At 63.9% G+C, this 16,857-nt stretch carries 14 protein-coding genes; 7 read left to right on the forward strand and 7 right to left on the reverse strand.

Translation table 11 applies throughout. The features are described 5' to 3' along the window. Positions 1 to 20: 20 nt before the first annotated feature. Positions 21 to 839: a uracil-DNA glycosylase gene (locus ACW17U_RS07275; protein WP_492055385.1), complete on the reverse strand. Its 819-nt coding sequence runs from the start codon at positions 837 to 839 to the stop codon at positions 21 to 23. Positions 840 to 1,005: 166 nt separating this feature from the next. Here ACW17U_RS07275 and ACW17U_RS07280 point away from each other — a divergent pair, with 166 nt between their 5' ends. The 3 genes from ACW17U_RS07280 (at position 1,006) to ACW17U_RS07290 (ending at position 5,454) form a co-directional block, all read left to right on the forward strand. Next, positions 1,006 to 2,679 carry an electron transfer flavoprotein-ubiquinone oxidoreductase gene (locus ACW17U_RS07280; RefSeq protein WP_492055386.1) on the forward strand — a complete coding sequence of 558 codons (1,674 nt, stop codon included), beginning with the start codon at positions 1,006 to 1,008 and terminating at the stop codon, positions 2,677 to 2,679. A gap of 123 nt (positions 2,680 to 2,802) precedes the next feature. Then, positions 2,803 to 4,527 (forward strand): tetratricopeptide repeat protein, encoded by a 1,725-nt coding sequence (locus ACW17U_RS07285; protein WP_492055387.1) that lies wholly within the window; start codon positions 2,803 to 2,805, stop codon positions 4,525 to 4,527. Between the two features lie 42 nt (positions 4,528 to 4,569). Then, positions 4,570 to 5,454 (forward strand): 4-(cytidine 5'-diphospho)-2-C-methyl-D-erythritol kinase, encoded by an 885-nt coding sequence (locus tag ACW17U_RS07290; protein ID WP_492055388.1) that lies wholly within the window; start codon positions 4,570 to 4,572, stop codon positions 5,452 to 5,454. Here ACW17U_RS07290 and ACW17U_RS07295 read toward each other — a convergent pair. Continuing rightward, entirely contained in the window at positions 5,451 to 6,566 is a 1,116-nt protein-coding gene (locus ACW17U_RS07295; protein ID WP_492055389.1) for a glycosyltransferase family 4 protein, read from the reverse strand. The genes ACW17U_RS07290 and ACW17U_RS07295 overlap by 4 nt on opposite strands. Before the next feature lie 128 nt (positions 6,567 to 6,694). Here ACW17U_RS07295 and ACW17U_RS07300 point away from each other — a divergent pair, with 128 nt between their 5' ends. Continuing rightward, positions 6,695 to 7,327: a peptidylprolyl isomerase gene (locus tag ACW17U_RS07300; RefSeq protein WP_492055390.1), complete on the forward strand. Its 633-nt coding sequence runs from the start codon at positions 6,695 to 6,697 to the stop codon at positions 7,325 to 7,327. A 76-nt stretch (positions 7,328 to 7,403) separates the two neighbouring features. Here the strand turns inward: ACW17U_RS07300 and ACW17U_RS07305 are convergent, their stop codons facing one another. Continuing rightward, the gene (locus tag ACW17U_RS07305) at positions 7,404 to 8,936 is read right to left on the reverse strand and encodes an ammonium transporter (RefSeq protein WP_492055391.1); all 1,533 of its coding nucleotides are present in this window, start codon (positions 8,934 to 8,936) and stop codon (positions 7,404 to 7,406) included. A gap of 28 nt (positions 8,937 to 8,964) precedes the next feature. Beyond that, positions 8,965 to 9,303, reverse strand: a complete 339-nt coding sequence (locus tag ACW17U_RS07310; protein ID WP_062146628.1) for a P-II family nitrogen regulator — start codon at positions 9,301 to 9,303, stop codon at positions 8,965 to 8,967. A 416-nt stretch (positions 9,304 to 9,719) separates the two neighbouring features. On the opposite strand from ACW17U_RS07310, the gene ACW17U_RS07315 reads away from it, so the two are divergent. After that, positions 9,720 to 10,124 (forward strand): hypothetical protein, encoded by a 405-nt coding sequence (locus ACW17U_RS07315; RefSeq protein WP_492055392.1) that lies wholly within the window; start codon positions 9,720 to 9,722, stop codon positions 10,122 to 10,124. Between the two features lie 280 nt (positions 10,125 to 10,404). Here the strand turns inward: ACW17U_RS07315 and ACW17U_RS07320 are convergent, their stop codons facing one another. Together ACW17U_RS07320 and ACW17U_RS07325 are read right to left on the reverse strand one after the other, a co-directional pair. Beyond that, complete coding sequence (locus tag ACW17U_RS07320; RefSeq protein ID WP_492055393.1) at positions 10,405 to 12,129, reverse strand: alpha/beta hydrolase; 1,725 nt, start codon at positions 12,127 to 12,129, stop codon at positions 10,405 to 10,407. Positions 12,130 to 12,264: 135 nt separating this feature from the next. Continuing rightward, on the reverse strand, positions 12,265 to 13,026 hold the full coding sequence (locus ACW17U_RS07325) for a hypothetical protein (protein ID WP_492055394.1): 762 nt from the start codon (positions 13,024 to 13,026) through the stop codon (positions 12,265 to 12,267). 774 nt (positions 13,027 to 13,800) lie between these two features. Between ACW17U_RS07325 and ACW17U_RS07330 the strand changes: the two genes are divergently transcribed. Continuing rightward, positions 13,801 to 14,355, forward strand: coding sequence for a hypothetical protein (locus tag ACW17U_RS07330; RefSeq protein ID WP_166504202.1), 555 nt, complete (start codon positions 13,801 to 13,803; stop codon positions 14,353 to 14,355). Continuing rightward, a complete protein-coding gene (locus tag ACW17U_RS07335) occupies positions 14,336 to 15,166 on the forward strand; it encodes a hypothetical protein (protein WP_492055395.1) in 831 nt (276 codons plus the stop codon). Before ACW17U_RS07330 ends, ACW17U_RS07335 begins: the two co-directional genes overlap by 20 nt. Here ACW17U_RS07335 and ACW17U_RS07340 read toward each other — a convergent pair. After that, positions 15,163 to 16,845, reverse strand: a complete 1,683-nt coding sequence (locus ACW17U_RS07340) for a bifunctional helix-turn-helix transcriptional regulator/alpha/beta hydrolase (protein WP_492055396.1) — start codon at positions 16,843 to 16,845, stop codon at positions 15,163 to 15,165. The genes ACW17U_RS07335 and ACW17U_RS07340 overlap by 4 nt on opposite strands. Positions 16,846 to 16,857: the final 12 nt, after the last annotated feature.

Consider the following 16,857-nt stretch of genomic DNA (forward strand, 5'->3'; position numbering starts at 1 on the left):
CCGACTGGTCGCCGAGAGTCCTAGTTTGGACGGGCCGGGCGATCAAGTCTTTCGGACAGGGTCAGCAGATCCTGCCAGGCTTTCTTCTTGGCGGCGGGCTGCCGGATCAGGAATGCCGGGTGAAGGGTTGGCAGGGCCGGCAACTCCCGACCGCCGTCCGCGGAGGTCCATTCGAACCATCGGCCGCGCAGGGTGAGAATCCCGTCATCGCGCCGGAGCAGCGCCTTGGCGGAGGCACCGCCGACCAGGAGCAGCATTCTGGGATTCACCAGCGCGATGGCGCGCTCCAGGAACGGCGCGCAAATGGCCTGTTCCTGCGGGGTGGGGGTGCGGTTGCCCGGCGGGCGCCAGAAGACGGTGTTGGTGATGAAAACCCGGTCTGTCAGGCCGGCCGCCTTGAGCATCCGGTCGAGCAGTTGGCCGGCGCGACCGACGAAGGGCTGGCCTTGGGCGTCCTCATCGGGGCCGGGGCATTCGCCAATGATCATCAGGGGCGCGTCGGCCGGGCCGCGGGACACTACGGCCTGCCTGGCACCCTGGGTCTTGAGGGGGCAACCGTCAAAGGCGGAGATTGCGGCGGCGAGCGCGTCCAGATCCTGACAGGCCGCAGCTGCCGCCTGGGCCTCGGCGATGGCTTCTGAAACCTTGGTCGAGGAACTGGCCACCATGACGGGGCGGGGCGCGACAACGGCGGGGCCGGGCTGGCTGCGGGCCCGCAACAGGGCCGCGCCTTCGGCTAGGCGGTCGATCGGCACCTCTGAATAGGTGGCGTCGACGCCCGCATCCGCCCAGAAGGCGAGCAGGCTTTCGACGGCGCGAGGATCGACGGCGGGGCTCATCGCCCCTTCCTTAGCGCGATCTTTGTCGGCTCTCCACGCTGCGACGCAACAATTCGCACCGCTTTCTCCTTGACCATCGCCGCGTCACGTTCGGATAAGGTCAGACTCAACAGCAAGAAACACGGGTCCCATTCCAGAATCTGCCGGGCCCGGGGCGGGAGATCCCATGAGCGAAGTCCTCGAACGCGAGTCGATGGAATACGACGTCGTCATCGTCGGCGGCGGCCCCGCCGGCCTGTCGGCCGCCATTCGCCTCAAACAGCTTGCCGCCGAAGCGGGCACCGAAGTGTCGGTCGCCTTGCTGGAAAAGGGGTCCGAAGTCGGGGCGCATATCCTGTCGGGCGCCGTGATTGATCCCAAGGCGCTGACCGAACTCTTCCCGAACTGGCGTGAGGATGACGCGCCGCTGGAAACTCCGGTCACCAAGGACCGTTTCCTGATCCTGGGCCCGCAGGGCGAGCTCTCCCTGCCGATGTTTGCCCTGCCGCCCTTCATGCACAATGACGGCTGCTACATTGCCTCCCTGGGTAATCTGACCCGCTGGCTCGCGGGCAAGGCCGAGGAACTCGGCGTCGAGATCTATCCGGGCTTCGCCGCCTCGGACATGGTCTGGAACGATGACGGCTCCCTGAAGGGTGTCGTGGTCGGTGTTGTCGGCATCGGCAAGGACGGCCATCACAAGCCCGACTACCAGCCCGGTATGGAACTGCACGGCAAGTACGTCTTCATCGCCGAGGGCGTGCGGGGTTCGCTGGCCAAGCAACTGATCGCCAAGTTCGACCTGTCGGCCGGCAAGTCGCCGCAGAAGTACGGCATCGGCATCAAGGAGCTCTGGCAGGTTCCGCCCGAGAAGCACCAGCCCGGCCTGGCCGAGCACACCACCGGCTGGCCGCTGGACGACAAGACCGGCGGCGGCAGCTTCATGTACCACTTCGGCGATAACTACGTGTCGATCGGCTATGTGGTGCACCTGAACTACAAGAACCCGTGGCTGTCGCCGTTCGACGAGTTCCAGCGCTTCAAGCACCATCCGTCCGTCAAGCCGCACCTGGAAGGCGGCCGCCGCATTTCCTACGGCGCGCGGGCCATTACCGAGGGCGGCTATCAGTCGATCCCGAAGCTGACCTTCCCGGGCGGCGCGCTGATCGGCTGCTCGGCCGGCTTCGTCAATGTGCCCCGCATCAAGGGCAGCCATAACGCCATGAAGACCGGCATGCTGGCCGCCGAACAGGCCTTCAAGGCCCTTGGTGCCGGCCGTGCCAGCGACGAGTTGGTCGAATACCAGACCGCCTTTGAAAAGAGCTGGGTCGCCAAGGAACTCAAGGTCGTTCGCAACGCCAAGCCGTTGCTGGGCAAGCTGGGCACCTTCCTGGGCGGGGCCGTCGGCATGTTCGACATGTGGGTCACCCATCTGACGGGCGGCTTCTCGTTCTTCGGCACGATGAAGCACGACAAGACCGATGCCGCCTCGACGGGCCTGGCCAAGGACTTCAAGCCGATCGTCTATCCCAAGCCCGACGGCGTCATCAGCTTCGACAAGCTGTCCTCGGTCTTCCTATCGGCGACCAACCACGAGGAAGATCAGCCCGCCCACTTGACCCTGAAGGATCCATCGATCCCGATCTCGGTGAACCTGCCCAAGTATGGCGAGCCGGCGCGGCTCTACTGCCCGGCGGGCGTCTATGAGGTGCTGTACAACGAGCAGGGCACCGACCCGCGCTTCCAGATCAATGCCCAGAACTGCGTCCACTGCAAAACCTGCGACATCAAGGATCCGTCGCAGAACATCGTCTGGACCACGCCTGAGGGCGGCGGCGGCCCCAACTATCCCAACATGTGATGCCAGGGCCTCCCGGTCGTTCTGATCGGGAGGCCTTTTTCCGGGCCGGTTGAGGGCGCAGTCTCTTCTCCTGCCGTGCGTCGCAGGCTTGCGGCGCGCGTCGAAACCCAACAGGGTGCCTGGATGAACTTCAGAATTCTTCTCGCGACAGCGTCACTGCTCGCCCTGACCGCCTGCGCGGCGACCCCGAACGTTGCCCTGCGCGGGCCGGTATCCGGCAGCTATTCGTTCTTTGATGCCCGTACCGCCTATGGCCAGTTCCTGGCTGGCCAGGCGGCGCTTCGTGACGGCCGCACCAGCCAGGCGGCTGACTATTTCGGTGTTGCCGGGGTTTTGAGCGACAATCCCGGTGTCGTCAGTGAGCGGACCTTTACGGCCCTCCTGCTGTCGGGAGAGGTCGCCCGGGCTGCTCAGGTCGCACCGCGTGGCGAAGATGTGAGCGAGGCGGTCAAGCGTTTGGCCTCGCTGACCCGCGTCGTGGACCTGCTGGCGTCCGGCAAGGGGAAGGAGGCCCAGACGCTTCTGAAGGCCGAGCCGATCGCGTTTCCCCATCGCCAGGCTGCAGCTCTGCTGGGTCCCTGGGTGGCTGCCGCGGCCGGCGATGCCGAGGGCGCGGCCGTTCAGCCAAGCCTGCAGAATGATCGCCTCGTGCAGTATTTCGGTCAGTTGGGCCAGGCGCGGCTGTTCGAGCGCGCCCGACGCTATGACGAGGCTGAGACCGACTACAAGGCCCTGACATCGTCATCGACAACAGCCGGCATCTTCGTGCTGGATCACGGGGCCTTTCTCGAGCGGCGAAAGCGGCATGCCGATGCCATAGCCCTTTATGACCAGGCCCTGTCCGCCGACCCGACGGATGTCGCTTTGCAGCAGGCGCGGGCGCGGGCCGTCGCTCGTAGCGCCGCGCCACCCCTTGCGACCGTTCGGCAGGGTGCCGCCCAGACTCTGGTGGCCTGCGCTGCGACCTTCGCCGGCGAACGGCAGAGCCAGTTCGCCCTGGCCTATCTGCGGCTGGCCCTCCGTCTGGATCCTGAGAGGGAGGACGCCTGGCTGCTGGTCGGCGACCTGCTGAACCAGGCCGATGATCATGCCGGGGCCGTTGAAGCCTACGGCCACATTGCCGTTGGTTCGCCCCAGTCCGTGGTGGCCCGAAGCAAGCTGGCCTGGACCTATCAGCAGGCCGGAGACAAGACGCGGGCGCTGGACGTGGCGCGCCAGGCGGTTCAGGCCGCGCCAGACGATCGGGCCGCCCAGATCGCGCTCGCCGATCTGTTGCGGGCCAACGAACGGTGGGACGAGTCGGTTCAGGTTCTGGACCCCCTGATCGTCCGGGAGGCCGGGAACCCGGACTGGCGGGTACTTTATCTGCGCGGGATCGCTCTGGAACGGGCCGGGCGCTGGACAGAAGCTGAGCGGGACCTGGGCGCGGCCCTGAAGCTTAATCCGGATGAACCGGAGTTGCTGAATTTCCTCGGCTATTCCTGGATTGACCGCAATCAGCGGCTGCAGGAGGCCCTGGCCATGGTCCAGAAGGCCGTTGAGGCCCGGCCACAGTCGGGGGCCATGCTCGATTCCCTGGGCTGGGCCTACTACCGTCTGGGCGATTACAAGTTGGCCGTTGAAAAACTTGAACGTGCGGTCGAGATGGAGCCGGGTGATCCGGACGTGAATGGTCACCTCGGAGACGCCTACTGGCGCGCGGGCCGACAGATCGAAGCCCAGTTTCAGTGGCAGCGGGTTCTCAGCCTCGAGCCGGATGCCCGACAGAAGGCCGAGGCCGAAGCCCGCCTGAAGGATGGCCTGGGTCCCGTCGGACCGGCTGTGTCATCGACCGTCGCCCATAACTGAGCTATCGCACGGGCATTACCGAGTTCGACTAGAGGGCACTCCATGCGCCTTTCCGCCTTTGCTCCGGCCAAGGTCAATCTGTTCCTGCACGTCGGCGGTCCGGATGCCGAGGGCTATCATCCGATCTCGAGCCTGATGGTCTTTGCTGACCTCGGCGACGAGGTGTCCTTGCAGGCCAGTGACGCCCCTGGCTTCGAAACGACGGGTCCCTTTGGTGCAGCCATTCCTGCGGGTGAGGACAATCTGGTCCTGAGGGCAGCGCGCGTTTTTCATGCCGCTGCGGCGGGGCCCTTGCCACCTTTCCGATTGATGCTCGACAAGCGCCTGCCGATCGCAGCCGGCCTTGGTGGTGGTTCGAGCGATGCCGGGGCCGCCCTGCGCCTGTTGCGGGACGCACTGATCCCGCAATGCTCTGACGCGGCTCTTGAAGCGATGGCGGCCAGCCTTGGAGCCGACGGCGCGGCCTGTCTCTGGGGGCGACCGGTCATGGCCGAGGGGCGAGGCGAGCGTCTGACAGCCGCGCCGGGCTTGCCGCCTCTGAATGCCGTTCTGGTCAATCCGCTGGTGCCATCACCGACGGGTGCGGTCTATCGCGCCTATGATGCCGCCATCGCGCCGGAAGGGGAGGCAAGGCCCTGGATGCCAGAGGCCTTTGAGAGCGCCGAGGAAGTTGCCGCGTGGCTGGTCGCTGCGACCCGCAATGACCTCGAAGCCCCGGCAATCGCGCTCGAGCCCCTGATCGGTGAGGTTCTGGAGGTTCTGCGGGACGAGCCCGAAACCCTGATGGCCCGGATGTCGGGATCGGGTGCGACCTGTTTTGCGCTCTGCGCCAGCGATATCGAAGCCGAGGGTCTCGCCGAAAGGCTGGAGACCCTGCGGCCCGGCTGGTGGATCAGGCGCTGTCGGCTGGGAGGGGGGCTGTCCTAGGGACGCTGGTTGGCCGAGACTGGAGCCAGTTCCTGGATCAAGGCGGACCACTGCTCAGCGCGACGATTCCAGTCACAGTGGGTCCGGAACCAGGCCATCTGGTCGTCGATGAATTGCCCGTAGGCCGCCGGATCCTGCCGGGCGCGCTGGACTTCCTGGACGATGTTGCGGGCAAAGGCTCCCGACCAGCCGGATCGGGAGTTTGTCAGGGGCGCGAGCCGCCCGAACCGTCCGGAGGTTTCGCGCAGGGCCCCGATGTCCGAACCCACCAGCATGCACCCCGCCGCTGCGCCCTCCATCATCACGATACAGGACGTCTCAATAAAGGTTGTCGGATAGGCCCAGATGTCGGCCGATAGCATCTCTTCGGCCAGCCTCGATTGCGAGACCCCGCCGACATAGTCGATGCCGGGGAGGCTGCGGGCCACTTCGTAATAGACCGAGAATTCGTCGTTCTCTGGCCGTATCTGGTACATCGCCTGGTCGGAAAAGATCTTCAGACGCACGTTGGGCAGGGCCTTCCGGATGGTCGGGAACGACATCAGGAGGAAGTCGAGACCGCGGCCCGGGGCGCTGGCATAGAACAGGACCGGATCCTCGCCGCGCTCGACGAAGCTGGGCGCTGTTCGCAGGGTACGCGCCAGGGTCGGGTTTATCGCATTGCCGATAACCTCGCCGGTCATGCCCCATTTGCTGGCGAAAGTGTCGCGCTGATAGGCGCTGACAAAGATGGTCGAGGTCCAGGCCGCACGCTCGTCCGGCTCAGCAAATGGTGCCGCACCATTGCTGCCGACAGCCTTGTGCTGCCAGTTGAGCAGGGGCGCAGTGACGCCCGCCTGCCGCAGGCGAGCCGCGATCGGTGTCGTCAGCACGATGACGGCGTCATGATCGTTCAGCTCGGCAGCGGCGGATCCAAAATCGAAACCCGCGCACCGCACGCCCATCACCAAGGCCTCGGGCGCGCCAGGGGACAGCAGGCTGACCTTGTGGCCCTGAGCCGCCAGGGCACTCGACAGAAAACAGGCCGCCGACTGCGTGCCGCCCAGCGGCTGCAGAAAGGGAGTCTCCGGCGTGTAGGTCAGGCCTGAGGTATCAATAAATGCGATCTTCACGGCAATCCCGGGTGGCGTTCATCAAGCGTGTGCAAGGTGCATGCGATAGGCCTTTCCGATTGGCAATCCACTTGCCAGCAAAAAGGAATGCTGGTCGGTTCCGTGATTGCCTGCCCTGAGGAGTGTCCATGCATCGCCGCGATCTGATCGCCATAGCCCTGACCCTGGTCGCCGCACCGGCCCTGGCCCAAGGCCCGCAGGTCGCCGCACCGACCGCGCCTGCGACCGTCCGGGTCAATCTGGAGACGGGGCAGGGCGTGATCGTCATCGAGCTCTATGTCGACAAGGCCCCGATCACGACGGCTAACTTCCTGCGCTATGTCGACCAGAAGCGCTATGACGGTGCCACCTTCTTCCGTGCGTCACGATCACCTGGACCGGTTGATTACGGCCTGATCCAGGGCGGGTTGCAGGGTGATCCGGCGCGGGTTCTGAAGCCCATTGCCCACGAGCCCACGACCCAGACCGGCATCAAGCACACCGATGGCGTCGTCTCGATCGCTCGCAATGCCCCGGGCACTGCAACCTCTGATTTTTTCATCTGCGTGGGTGACGCGCCCTATCTGGATGCCGATCCGGCCGCCCCAGGCGACAATGCGGGCTTCGCCGCGTTCGGCAAGGTCGTCGAAGGCATGGACGTGGTCCATAAGATCATCAACCTGCCGACACCGGGCGTGGCGGTGAACCCGGTCATGAAGGGGCAGATCCTGGAACCGGCCGTGCCGATCCTCAAAGCCCGCCGGATCCCCGTGGCCCCCTGATCGTCTGGCCTGGCAGATAAAAGAAAGGGCGCGGAGCCAGGCCCCGCGCCCTTCGCCTTTTCAGCTGGACCGAAGCCTAGCTGTGATAGGCGCGCTCGCCGTGTTCGGCGATGTCCAGACCTTCTTCTTCAGCGTCCGGCGCAGCGCGGAGACCAATGATGAGCTTGATCGCGAAGAAGACGATGGCCGAGGCGATGGCCGACCAGAGAACCGTCACACCCACGGCCTTGGCCTGGATCAGCAGTTGGGCGATCGGCTCGTACGAGGCCAGAGCATCGCAGGTCGAGATGTCGCCGTCCTTGGCACAGGTGGTGTAGTCGACGATGCCGGCGCCGCCCCAGGCGGGGTTGACCAGCAGGCCGGTGGCCAGAGCGCCGACGATGCCGCCGACGCCGTGAATGCCGAAGGCGTCCAGGCTGTCGTCATACTTCAGCGCGTTCTTCACGACCGAGCAGAAGAAGATGCAGAGCGGCGAGACCACCAGACCCAGGATCACCGCGCCCATCGGACCGGCGAAACCGGCAGCCGGGGTGACAGCGACCAGGCCGGCAACCACGCCCGAAGCCAGGCCGAGGGCCGAAGGCTTCTTGCGGGTGACCCATTCCACCAGGATCCACGAGAGGCCGGCGGCAGCGGTGGCGACGAAGGTGTTGATCATCGCCAGCGAGGCGTAGCCATTGGACTCCAGGTTGGAGCCGGCGTTGAAGCCGAACCAGCCCACCCACAGCAGACCGGCACCCACGAGGGTCAGGGTCAGGGAGTGCGGCGGCATAGGTTCTTTTCCGTAGCCCTGGCGCTTGCCCAGGATGATGGCACCGACCAGAGCCGCGATACCGGCGTTGATGTGGACCACGGTGCCGCCGGCGAAGTCGAGGGCACCGAAGCTCCAGATCAGGCCCGCCTTGATTGGGGCGGTCGGATCACCGGCGATGGCGTCCGGACCAGGCCACCACCAGACCATGTGGGCGATCGGATAGTAGGACAGCAGCGGCCACAGCACCGCGAAGGCGACGATGGCGGCGAACTTCATGCGCTCGACCAGCGAGCCGATCACCAGAGCGGCGGTGATGGCAGCGAAGGTCGCCTGGAACGAGATGAAGGTCAGTTCCGGGATCACGACACCGGTGGAGAATGTCGCGACATTGCTGGCCGGGGTCACGTCCTTGAGGAACAGACGGCTCAGGCCGCCGACATAGCTGTCCCAGCTGCCGCCGTCGGTGAAGGCGAAGCTGTAGCCCCACAGCACCCAGGCGACGAAACCGATGATGGCGACAGTCGAGACCTGCATCATCACCGACAGCATGTTCTTCGAGCGAACCAGACCGCCGTAGAAAAGGGCCAGACCGGGCAGGATCATCAGCAGGACCAGGACCGTCGAGGTCAGCATCCAGGCATTGTCGCCCTTGTCGGGGGTCGGTGCCGCGGCGGCCGGCGCAGCTTCAGCGGGCGCGGCGGCTGCAGCGGCTTCGGGTGCTGGGGCGGCCTCGGCCGGCGCGGCGGCGGCTGCCGCAGGCGCGGCCTCCTGGGCGAAAGCCACGGCCCCCATCGGGGCTCCGGCCAGTGTCGCGGCGAGCATAAGCCCCGCCAGCGGTTTGAAGGTCAATTTCATCGTCGGTTATCCCCTGTTCCCGATGGCACTAAAGAGCGGCCGGGCCGGTTTCACCGGTCCGGATGCGTACGGCGTCTTCCACGTTCAGAACGAAGATCTTGCCGTCGCCGATCTTGCCTGTGGCGGCCGCAGCCTTCACGGCCTCGACCGCTTTGGCCGCAGACGCATCGTCCACGACCGCTTCCAGTTTCACCTTGGGAACGAAGTTCACTTGGTACTCCGCGCCCCGGTAGATTTCGGTCTGGCCCTTCTGGCGGCCGTAACCCTTGACTTCCGACACCGTCAGCCCCTCGACGCCAGCGGCGACAAGCGCCTCACGGACCTCGTCGAGCTTGAAAGGTTTGACGACCGCTATGATCAGTTTCATCCGCCTTGCTCCGGCCCGCCGATATCGCGGGCTCCCCTTGCTTGGTTACCGGGCTCATTGGCCCGGATGATCACCGCCGACGCTGCCCTGACGCGCTGCATCGTTTTCCCCGGCGTCCTTCACGCTATCGGTCGGGGTCGGCCAGGGGCGGTCGCGCGGCAAGGTTTGGGAAAGGAATTGGGTGTGCCGCTCAAAAAGCAGGCAATCGACCGTCCGGGTGCGTCAAAAAATGGCGGTTTACCGGGTTCGGCTGCGGGGACCGGGAACCGTGACCCTGCCGGCTGGACGGCTTCCCCGCCCATCACCGGCTCGCCCGCCGTGACCCGACGTGCTCGCCCGGGTCACGAGGCTGTGAAGGCGGGCAACCGACGGCGGTTCCGGGCGTAGTTCAGGCCTGGAACACGAGGAGATCCTTGATGACGACGTCCCGTCTGTTAGCCACCGCGGTCGCCACGGCCCTGTTGTCAGGCGCTGCCCTGGCCCAGACCACCGACATGACCCTCGATGCCCCCGTTGAGCCGATCGTTCAGCGGGTCGCCCCCGCTCAGCCGGTCAACCCTTTGATCCTTCCGGCCGAAATCGCCCTACCGGGGACGGTAACGCCGGGCCCTGAGCTGCCGCCATCGGCCTCAATGCTGGGAACCGACACCGCCGGCGTCGTGCCGATGTCGTCGCAGTCACCGGAGGTCCAGGCGACTTTGAAGGCCGGCGATCCGAACGTGATTTCCAATGCGCCCATCGCCGATACGCCAGCGAACCGAGCCCTGTTTGGCAAGCCCCTGTCCAATGCGGGCAAGCGTTCGGCCCCAAGGGGCAACTAACCATTTGGCGAGTACGTCAGCATCGTTTGAAGCACCTTTCGGCGGACCCTATGGAACGCCGGCCCCATGAGGAAATAGGGATAGCGTTAGGTGCGTTGCATTGAATAAATCATTGTATAGATGAGGGTTTTTACGGCTGAGTGAGTGGCGGTGGAAAGCCTGAGCAGGCTCATCTGTGGATTCTCTTCGGGGTCGCTTTTCAGCCGGAGACGCTAAGCGCAACAGCACGCGCCGTGCAGCCCGCCGCTCGCCCATATCTTCCTCTTTTGTGGGAGAGTCCTCACCGGCCCCGGCTCTTTCTGCCGGGGTCGATGCCGTTCAGCAAATCCAACACCCGGCGAAGGCGCTCGGCCTCTGCGCCGGCGGCACGGACCAGAGCGCGCTGAACCTTGGCCTGGGCGGTCGCTACCGAGCCAGTCGTCCGGATCAGGGTCGTTGCCTGGCGGAAATCGCTCTCCGGGCAGCCGGCCGCGAACCGCCAGAGCGATTTGGACGCGTCGCTGCTCAGGACACACCGCTGCTCTGGCGCGAGACTGAGCCAGATCACGGCGCGGAAGTCATCCAATGCCGTGCCGGAAAAGTCGTCATGGCCCAGCAGGCCACCGCTGGCGGCTGTGGTGTCTACCGTTTGCAGACCGCTGAGGAGCAGAGGGACATGAGCGTCTCCTGCCCGCGGCATGTTGTTGATACGACTCGACAGGGCCAGGGCCTTGTCGCGCCCGGAGGCATAGACCGTGGTCCGGCGGGCGACCTGACGGATTGTAGGCCAGACGGCTTTGAATTCGTCGACGCCGACATCGGGGGCCGCGAATACCACCTCGCCGAAAACCTGTTTCGCCCCCCCAGCGGCCAACTTGTTCAGTGCCCGTATGAGATAGCGATTACCCATGGAGTGGGCCACGACATTGACCCGTGTCGCGCCGGTGCGGGTGGCAACGTCGGCGAGGAACTGAGCCAGTTCGGCGATACGGGTTGAATCCTCGGCCGTGGCTGCGTCGGACATGTAGCCCATCAGCGATGACTTCGAGGGCCAGGAATAGAGAATGGGCGCGCCGTCCAGGCCCAAGTCGACCGCAAGCTGCGCCGTGCGCTCGGCACCGTTCTCAAAACTCATATTGAAGCCGTGGATGAAGACCATCACTTCGCGCAGACGGGACTTGGACACGCGGCCGGTCACGTTGTCGAAGAATTGCTGGCGGGTTCCGTATCGCTCCACACGATTGAGGACGAAATGCCGGGCCGGATCAGGCCGAAACTCGAACGCCCAGGCCTGGGGAGTCGGCAACTCTCCGGGGGAACGATCCCGCGGTACACTGACCACTGCCTTGCCATAAGAGATCTGACCCGGCTGCCCCCCGTAGAAGGCGGTGGGGAGTTTCGAACCAGTGGCCTTTCGAGTGGTCGCGTAGAAGACGTCCACCAGGGTGAAGGCGCTCTCGACGGGAGCCGCACTGGCTACGCCCCCACGCGGCGCTGCCGCGGCTGCTGCACTCCCGTTCAGCGGGGCAATCCAGCCAGCATGGCGCCAATCGGCGGGAAAGCCGGAAAGTATGGCGCGCACCCGTAAATCACGACCCAACTCGGCGCGGTCTTCTTCAGAGACACCTGCTGCTTCGAGAGCGCCCAGGGCGATGCTCAGCTGGCGAAGAGCCTCACGGCGATCGGTGTCGAAAATCAGGTGGGCATAGGCGCGGCGCACCTCAACCGCATCAGTGTCGCCGTCATCGACACCTTCGAGCGCCTTGGCATAGGCTGTCGCGGCCTCGGCTGGCCGGCTCGCCCGCAGCAGGGCTTCGCCAAGCCCCGCATAGATCGAGCGCCCCGTTTCTGCATCCAGGCTGACCGAAAGTTGTGGATCATGCAGCGCCGCGACGAGGGCTACAGCATCCCCTGTGTCGAAGGCGCGGATGGCGTCTTGCAAAGGCGTCGCTGCGGCGGCCGCGACCCCGCACCCCAGCGCAGTACCCCACGCGATCAAGGCCAGCGTTGTGATGCGCAAAACCATCTCGGGTCCTCGGGTGGATAGCGGCTATGCTATAGATAGCAAAATGGGGGTATCGTATGTTTAGGCGTTGGAGTTTCAGTTCGGTTTTATACTGCAATTTCAAAGTTAAATACTAAGGCGCGGGCATCACGCTCATCAGCCGTGACGCCTGAATTCGGTACGACACGACCCGATGAACGGCGCGCCGTCGGCTGATCCGAAGGCCACCTGATCAAAGATCAGGCCTCCATCGGCCGTCAATGCCACCCGTCCTTCCCAACGCCCATTGCCCGGCAGGCTGTTACCGCCCTCGACCTTCAACACGATCCTTCCCGTGGCCGGGTCATAGGCGTAGTGGCCCCAGTAGTCCTTGTAGCTCTCGAACGGCTGCCAGGTCACACTGAAGCGCCCGGCGTCGTCGAGGGACAGTTCGCCTACGTTCACAGGCACCGACCCTGCTTCGGTCTGGCATCCACGCACTTCGATCTGACTGTAGAAGCCAACGAGTGAGACTTCATTAGCCTCAGCCACCCTAAATGAAGTCTCGACCGGCGTGGTCAGGCCGCGCACTCGAACCGATAGCGTCACCACCCGTCCCGGTACGGCCCCACGCCGAACCAGGAGCGCCAAATTGTTGGCGATGAACCGGCCTGATCGAGGGTCCGACACTTTCCAGTGCGTCAAGCACACACCGGGAATACGCTCGACCACGCCGGGTCTGGCCGACTGTGTGACCGAGACCCGCAAAGAAGTGCCGGGGCGAGCGGGTTTGCGCTCAAGGCTCAGACTGTGCCCGCCGGAAGCGTAGGGCGCGCATCTGGCCGCCTTCCAGTCTGCGGCGTGCGCGATCATCGGCATCGAGAAGGACACCAATCCCGCCGCCATCACGAGGGAAAGAAGCCGACGGAGTATCATCATGTTGGCCCGGCCTTTCAGCGCACTACTGGTCCATGCAGCTCAGAGTGTGTCGATGTGAAAACACCATTCGTTCCGCCCATGACATCGACTGAGGATCCTAGGACATACAGGGATCGAACGCGGCCGGTGCTGATCGCCGGCTATGCTCTATCGCTGAGACGCTTCGGCAGGGTGCCAGTCCGGCGGTGCATACTCGCCTGTGCAGGTGGCTGTGGCTTTACACACGCGCTCCTGGGTCCTGGCTTTGAGAGGGCCGCTTTCCACGACGGAACAACTGACCTCTCCAAGTGTGTAGCCGTCGCGGGCCAGTGCCATCTGGCAATTGCCGCGAGCCTTTTTGTCCAAGGTCTGCCTTAGCGACAACTCACTGGCAACACTCGCAAATCCGTCGGCCTTGAGTTGAAACACACGCTGAACCTCAGCGGCGTATGACGCAGAAAGGACCGCTCCCGACGCCAGCATACCAAGGGCCAAAAAGCCCATCCGGCCAGGGATGATTTTCATGTGTTCAGCACCCTCCAGGGGGCCGCAACCAGGGCTAACATGACCACGGCGCGCGGCTTTCATCCGCCAGTTTTCGCCAGGGTCGATCCGGCTGGTAGCCCCATTTGTAGGGCTACCGGCATTGGGGAACTTTCCGTCAGCTCAGATACCCCGGGACTTTTGCCCGTGTGGGGATACCTGACGTCACGTGAAACTGTCTCCGGCCCCTACATTTGGGGATGACCACCCATTTGGCCCTGCCGCACAAACAAGGCCCCCGGAGGTGAGCTCATGATCAGCTTCTTATGCCGCCTTGCGCGGGCAGCCTCGCCGATCTTTGCAGAGCGCGGGAGCCTAAAGGCACCGTCCAAAGTCTTGCAACATGCCTATGCTGGCGGGATCGCTATAGCATTGGTATGGGCAAGCGTAGCCAGCGCACAAATTGATACGGCCGGCGCCAAGCTGAAGGAACGCGGCGTCATATTCGATGTCGATGATCATGAAAACATACGCGCGGCATTCAAAACATCGACGAAAGGTCGCGGGCAGCAAGTTTTTATAAATAGAGAAACAAAGCCATTATTGGGGATCAATATTCGCACGATATGGTCCCCTGTAGCTCAAATCGGTAATGACAAATTGGGCGGTCCATCGGCGCTACGATTGCTGGAAAACAACGGTGGGGCATCGCTTGGTTATTGGGCAATTTTGGACAATTATCTCTGTTTCATCGTCAAGATAGATGACAGCATCGATGCTGAAACTCTCCATTTTTTGATGGTCAATGTTGGCGAGGTCGCTGACAAGAAACAGATGGAGATTAGCGGTGAGCGCGATGAATTCTGATACCGGGCCCCATCGTCAGTTCGACCGCAGTGAATGGCGTGCATGGCTGCTAGGGCCGTGCCTTGTCTTGAGCCTTTCGCTGCAAGCCGTCGCAGAGCCTCGCGTCGCCCAGACAATCCGAGCGCCCTACGCGCCCGAGGGCTACACACTTCAGCTCACTGAGGACTGTGAAATTGTCTCCAGGGGTGGTGCGCCGGACGCCTACCTGCGCTGCGCGCCCGGACTGGGGTGGCGGCTTCAGGATACGGCGGGCGGACTGATCTACCCAAAGGCAGGATATCTGCCCTCAGACACCGAGTGGGCGTTCGCCGGCGATCAGGCCGTGGCCTTTGCGAGCAACCGGGGTGTAACGCTGGTCAAGCTACCATCGGGCAGTGCCCAGGTAACGGAGTTCAGCGCGCTTGTGCCCCTGCACCTGGACGGAGCAGATGTCTCGGCTGTGCTCTGGAAGCGAGCATATGTCGGTGCGCCTTCGATCGCAGCTCCCCTGCTGAGCGATGGGAGCGTCGGCCCGCAAATGGGCGACAAGGCAATTGCCAGTGTGGACCTGACCTCGGAACGGCGGTGCCTTGAGGCCATGGCCATTGCCCTTCTAGGCGCAGAACAGCTTCCAAACCGGAAGTGGTCGAAGATCGTGCGGGAACCCTCCGAGGCACCCGGTCAGGCATGGACTTGCGACAGTCTGTCTTCGGTTCGGTTTGCTGGTCGCTCATCAGACGGCCGCTGGTGGGCATTGGACCCTTTGACGTTCAAGGCGCTTTCAGCCGAGGGCTTTGACCACGTGGCCCAAGCCTTGGCGGCCGTGAACTAAGATAATCTCCCCAGTTCTGAAACCAGCCGCTCAGGATGGGAATAGGAAATGAAACGCCCTGCATCGCTGACCTTCACAAGGCGCGCGTCGGGCAGGACCTCATTCCAGTAAGCAAGGTTTTCGTCGGCATCGTGCATGAAATCGGTCTGGCCAATGACGAGTGTGATGCTTGATGTTCCCGGGACGGTCGACGGCTTTCCCATAGTCGCTTGGAACACCTGCTCGCGAACAAAGCCGTCGATCCTGCCCTTTCGGAATGGAAGGAGCTTCCGATAGAAATCCATCATCAGGGCAGGGTCGCTCATCGCCGCACGGTCAGAGGGACTTTTCGCGGTCCAATCGCGCATGAATGATGAGACGCGGTCAAAGCTGGCCAGCGCGCTCAGAATCCTGACCACGGATGCGACCGCCCAAGGTCGCCGAGCGAACTGCCTCTTCAGTTCGCTGAGCATCCCGCCCGGAGCCGAGCCGTACGCAGAATCCGGCTCGGGTGCGTCTATGACAATCCCCTCGATCAAATCAGGTTTTGCACGATAGAGGGCCAGCGCGACGTGGACGGGCCCATGCGCAATGACCGAAATCTGGCTCCAGCGCATTTCCTCGCAGATCAGGGCGATGTCCTCCACGCAGACATCAAGATAAGCCTGTCCATGGCAGTGCTGAGGTGGCGGGTCGGTGTCCCCGTAGCCTGGGCGATCATTGGAGATCGGACGATAGCCACTGGCTTGCAGGGCACTGACCAGAGAGCGGTCGACACCCCGGCAGTTCATCGTGTTGTGCAGAACCAGGATCGGCTTGCCGCCCCTCGGGCCATAGTCACTGACAGCGATACGGCGCCCATCGCTGTCGGTTAGAATCAGGTTGCGGCTTGGCGGCGGCGGATGGGGTTCCGACGGCCCGTTGTGGGACCGGGTCACGATCGCCAAGCCCCGCAGATCGGCAAAAATCCGGGCAAGCCCCGTTGCGTTCGTTACGCCAGTCGCCGCGTAGACTGCGGCCAGCTCCTTTTTGGCGACTGCATCGGATATGCCGAGGGTCAGGGCGGCCGCGATGCGGCTGGATCCATCGGCAATCAAGCCGGCCAGCTGACGCTGACGTTCGGATAACGAAAACAACTCGGCGGCAGGGTGATCACTTTCACCGCTTGAGTCCGCGCCGACGGATCCCACTCCCGCCCAGGTGATCAGTCGTGGCAGGTTAGGTGCCCACACCGTGGCGCGCGCCTCGCTCAGATATCCCCGCGCCGTATTGAAGCTGACGCCCGCAGCGGCGGCGGCATCCTTGACGTCACAGTTTTCATAAAGCGCGACCAGAACTCGCATCACCGCCGGCGACAGACCAAAGGCCTCTCCGAATGCGTAGATCCGTCGCTGCACACCCAGCTGCGAAAGACGGCAAACGGCGACAGCGCACTTTGAGGCGGAGGCCGACACCGCTAGGTCGCGCACCTGCCAGGTCCGAGCCTGTTCGAGCGAACCCACGGCGACCACGACAGCTGCGCCGCCACCGCTGTCGACGACCTCATAAGATGTGACGCCCGGACTTGTGCGGGCCAGCTCGACAAGGTGCGCGCGATCCAAAGGCCTGATCGCGGCCAGGAATCCGTCGTCATCATCGAGGATCGAACCGTCCGAGAGCAAAAGGCCGATCTGGGTGAGAGCTGCCGAAACGGTCGTCATCCGCGAAGCCAG

The sequence above is a fragment of the Caulobacter sp. AVps16 genome, from assembly GCF_058681455.1.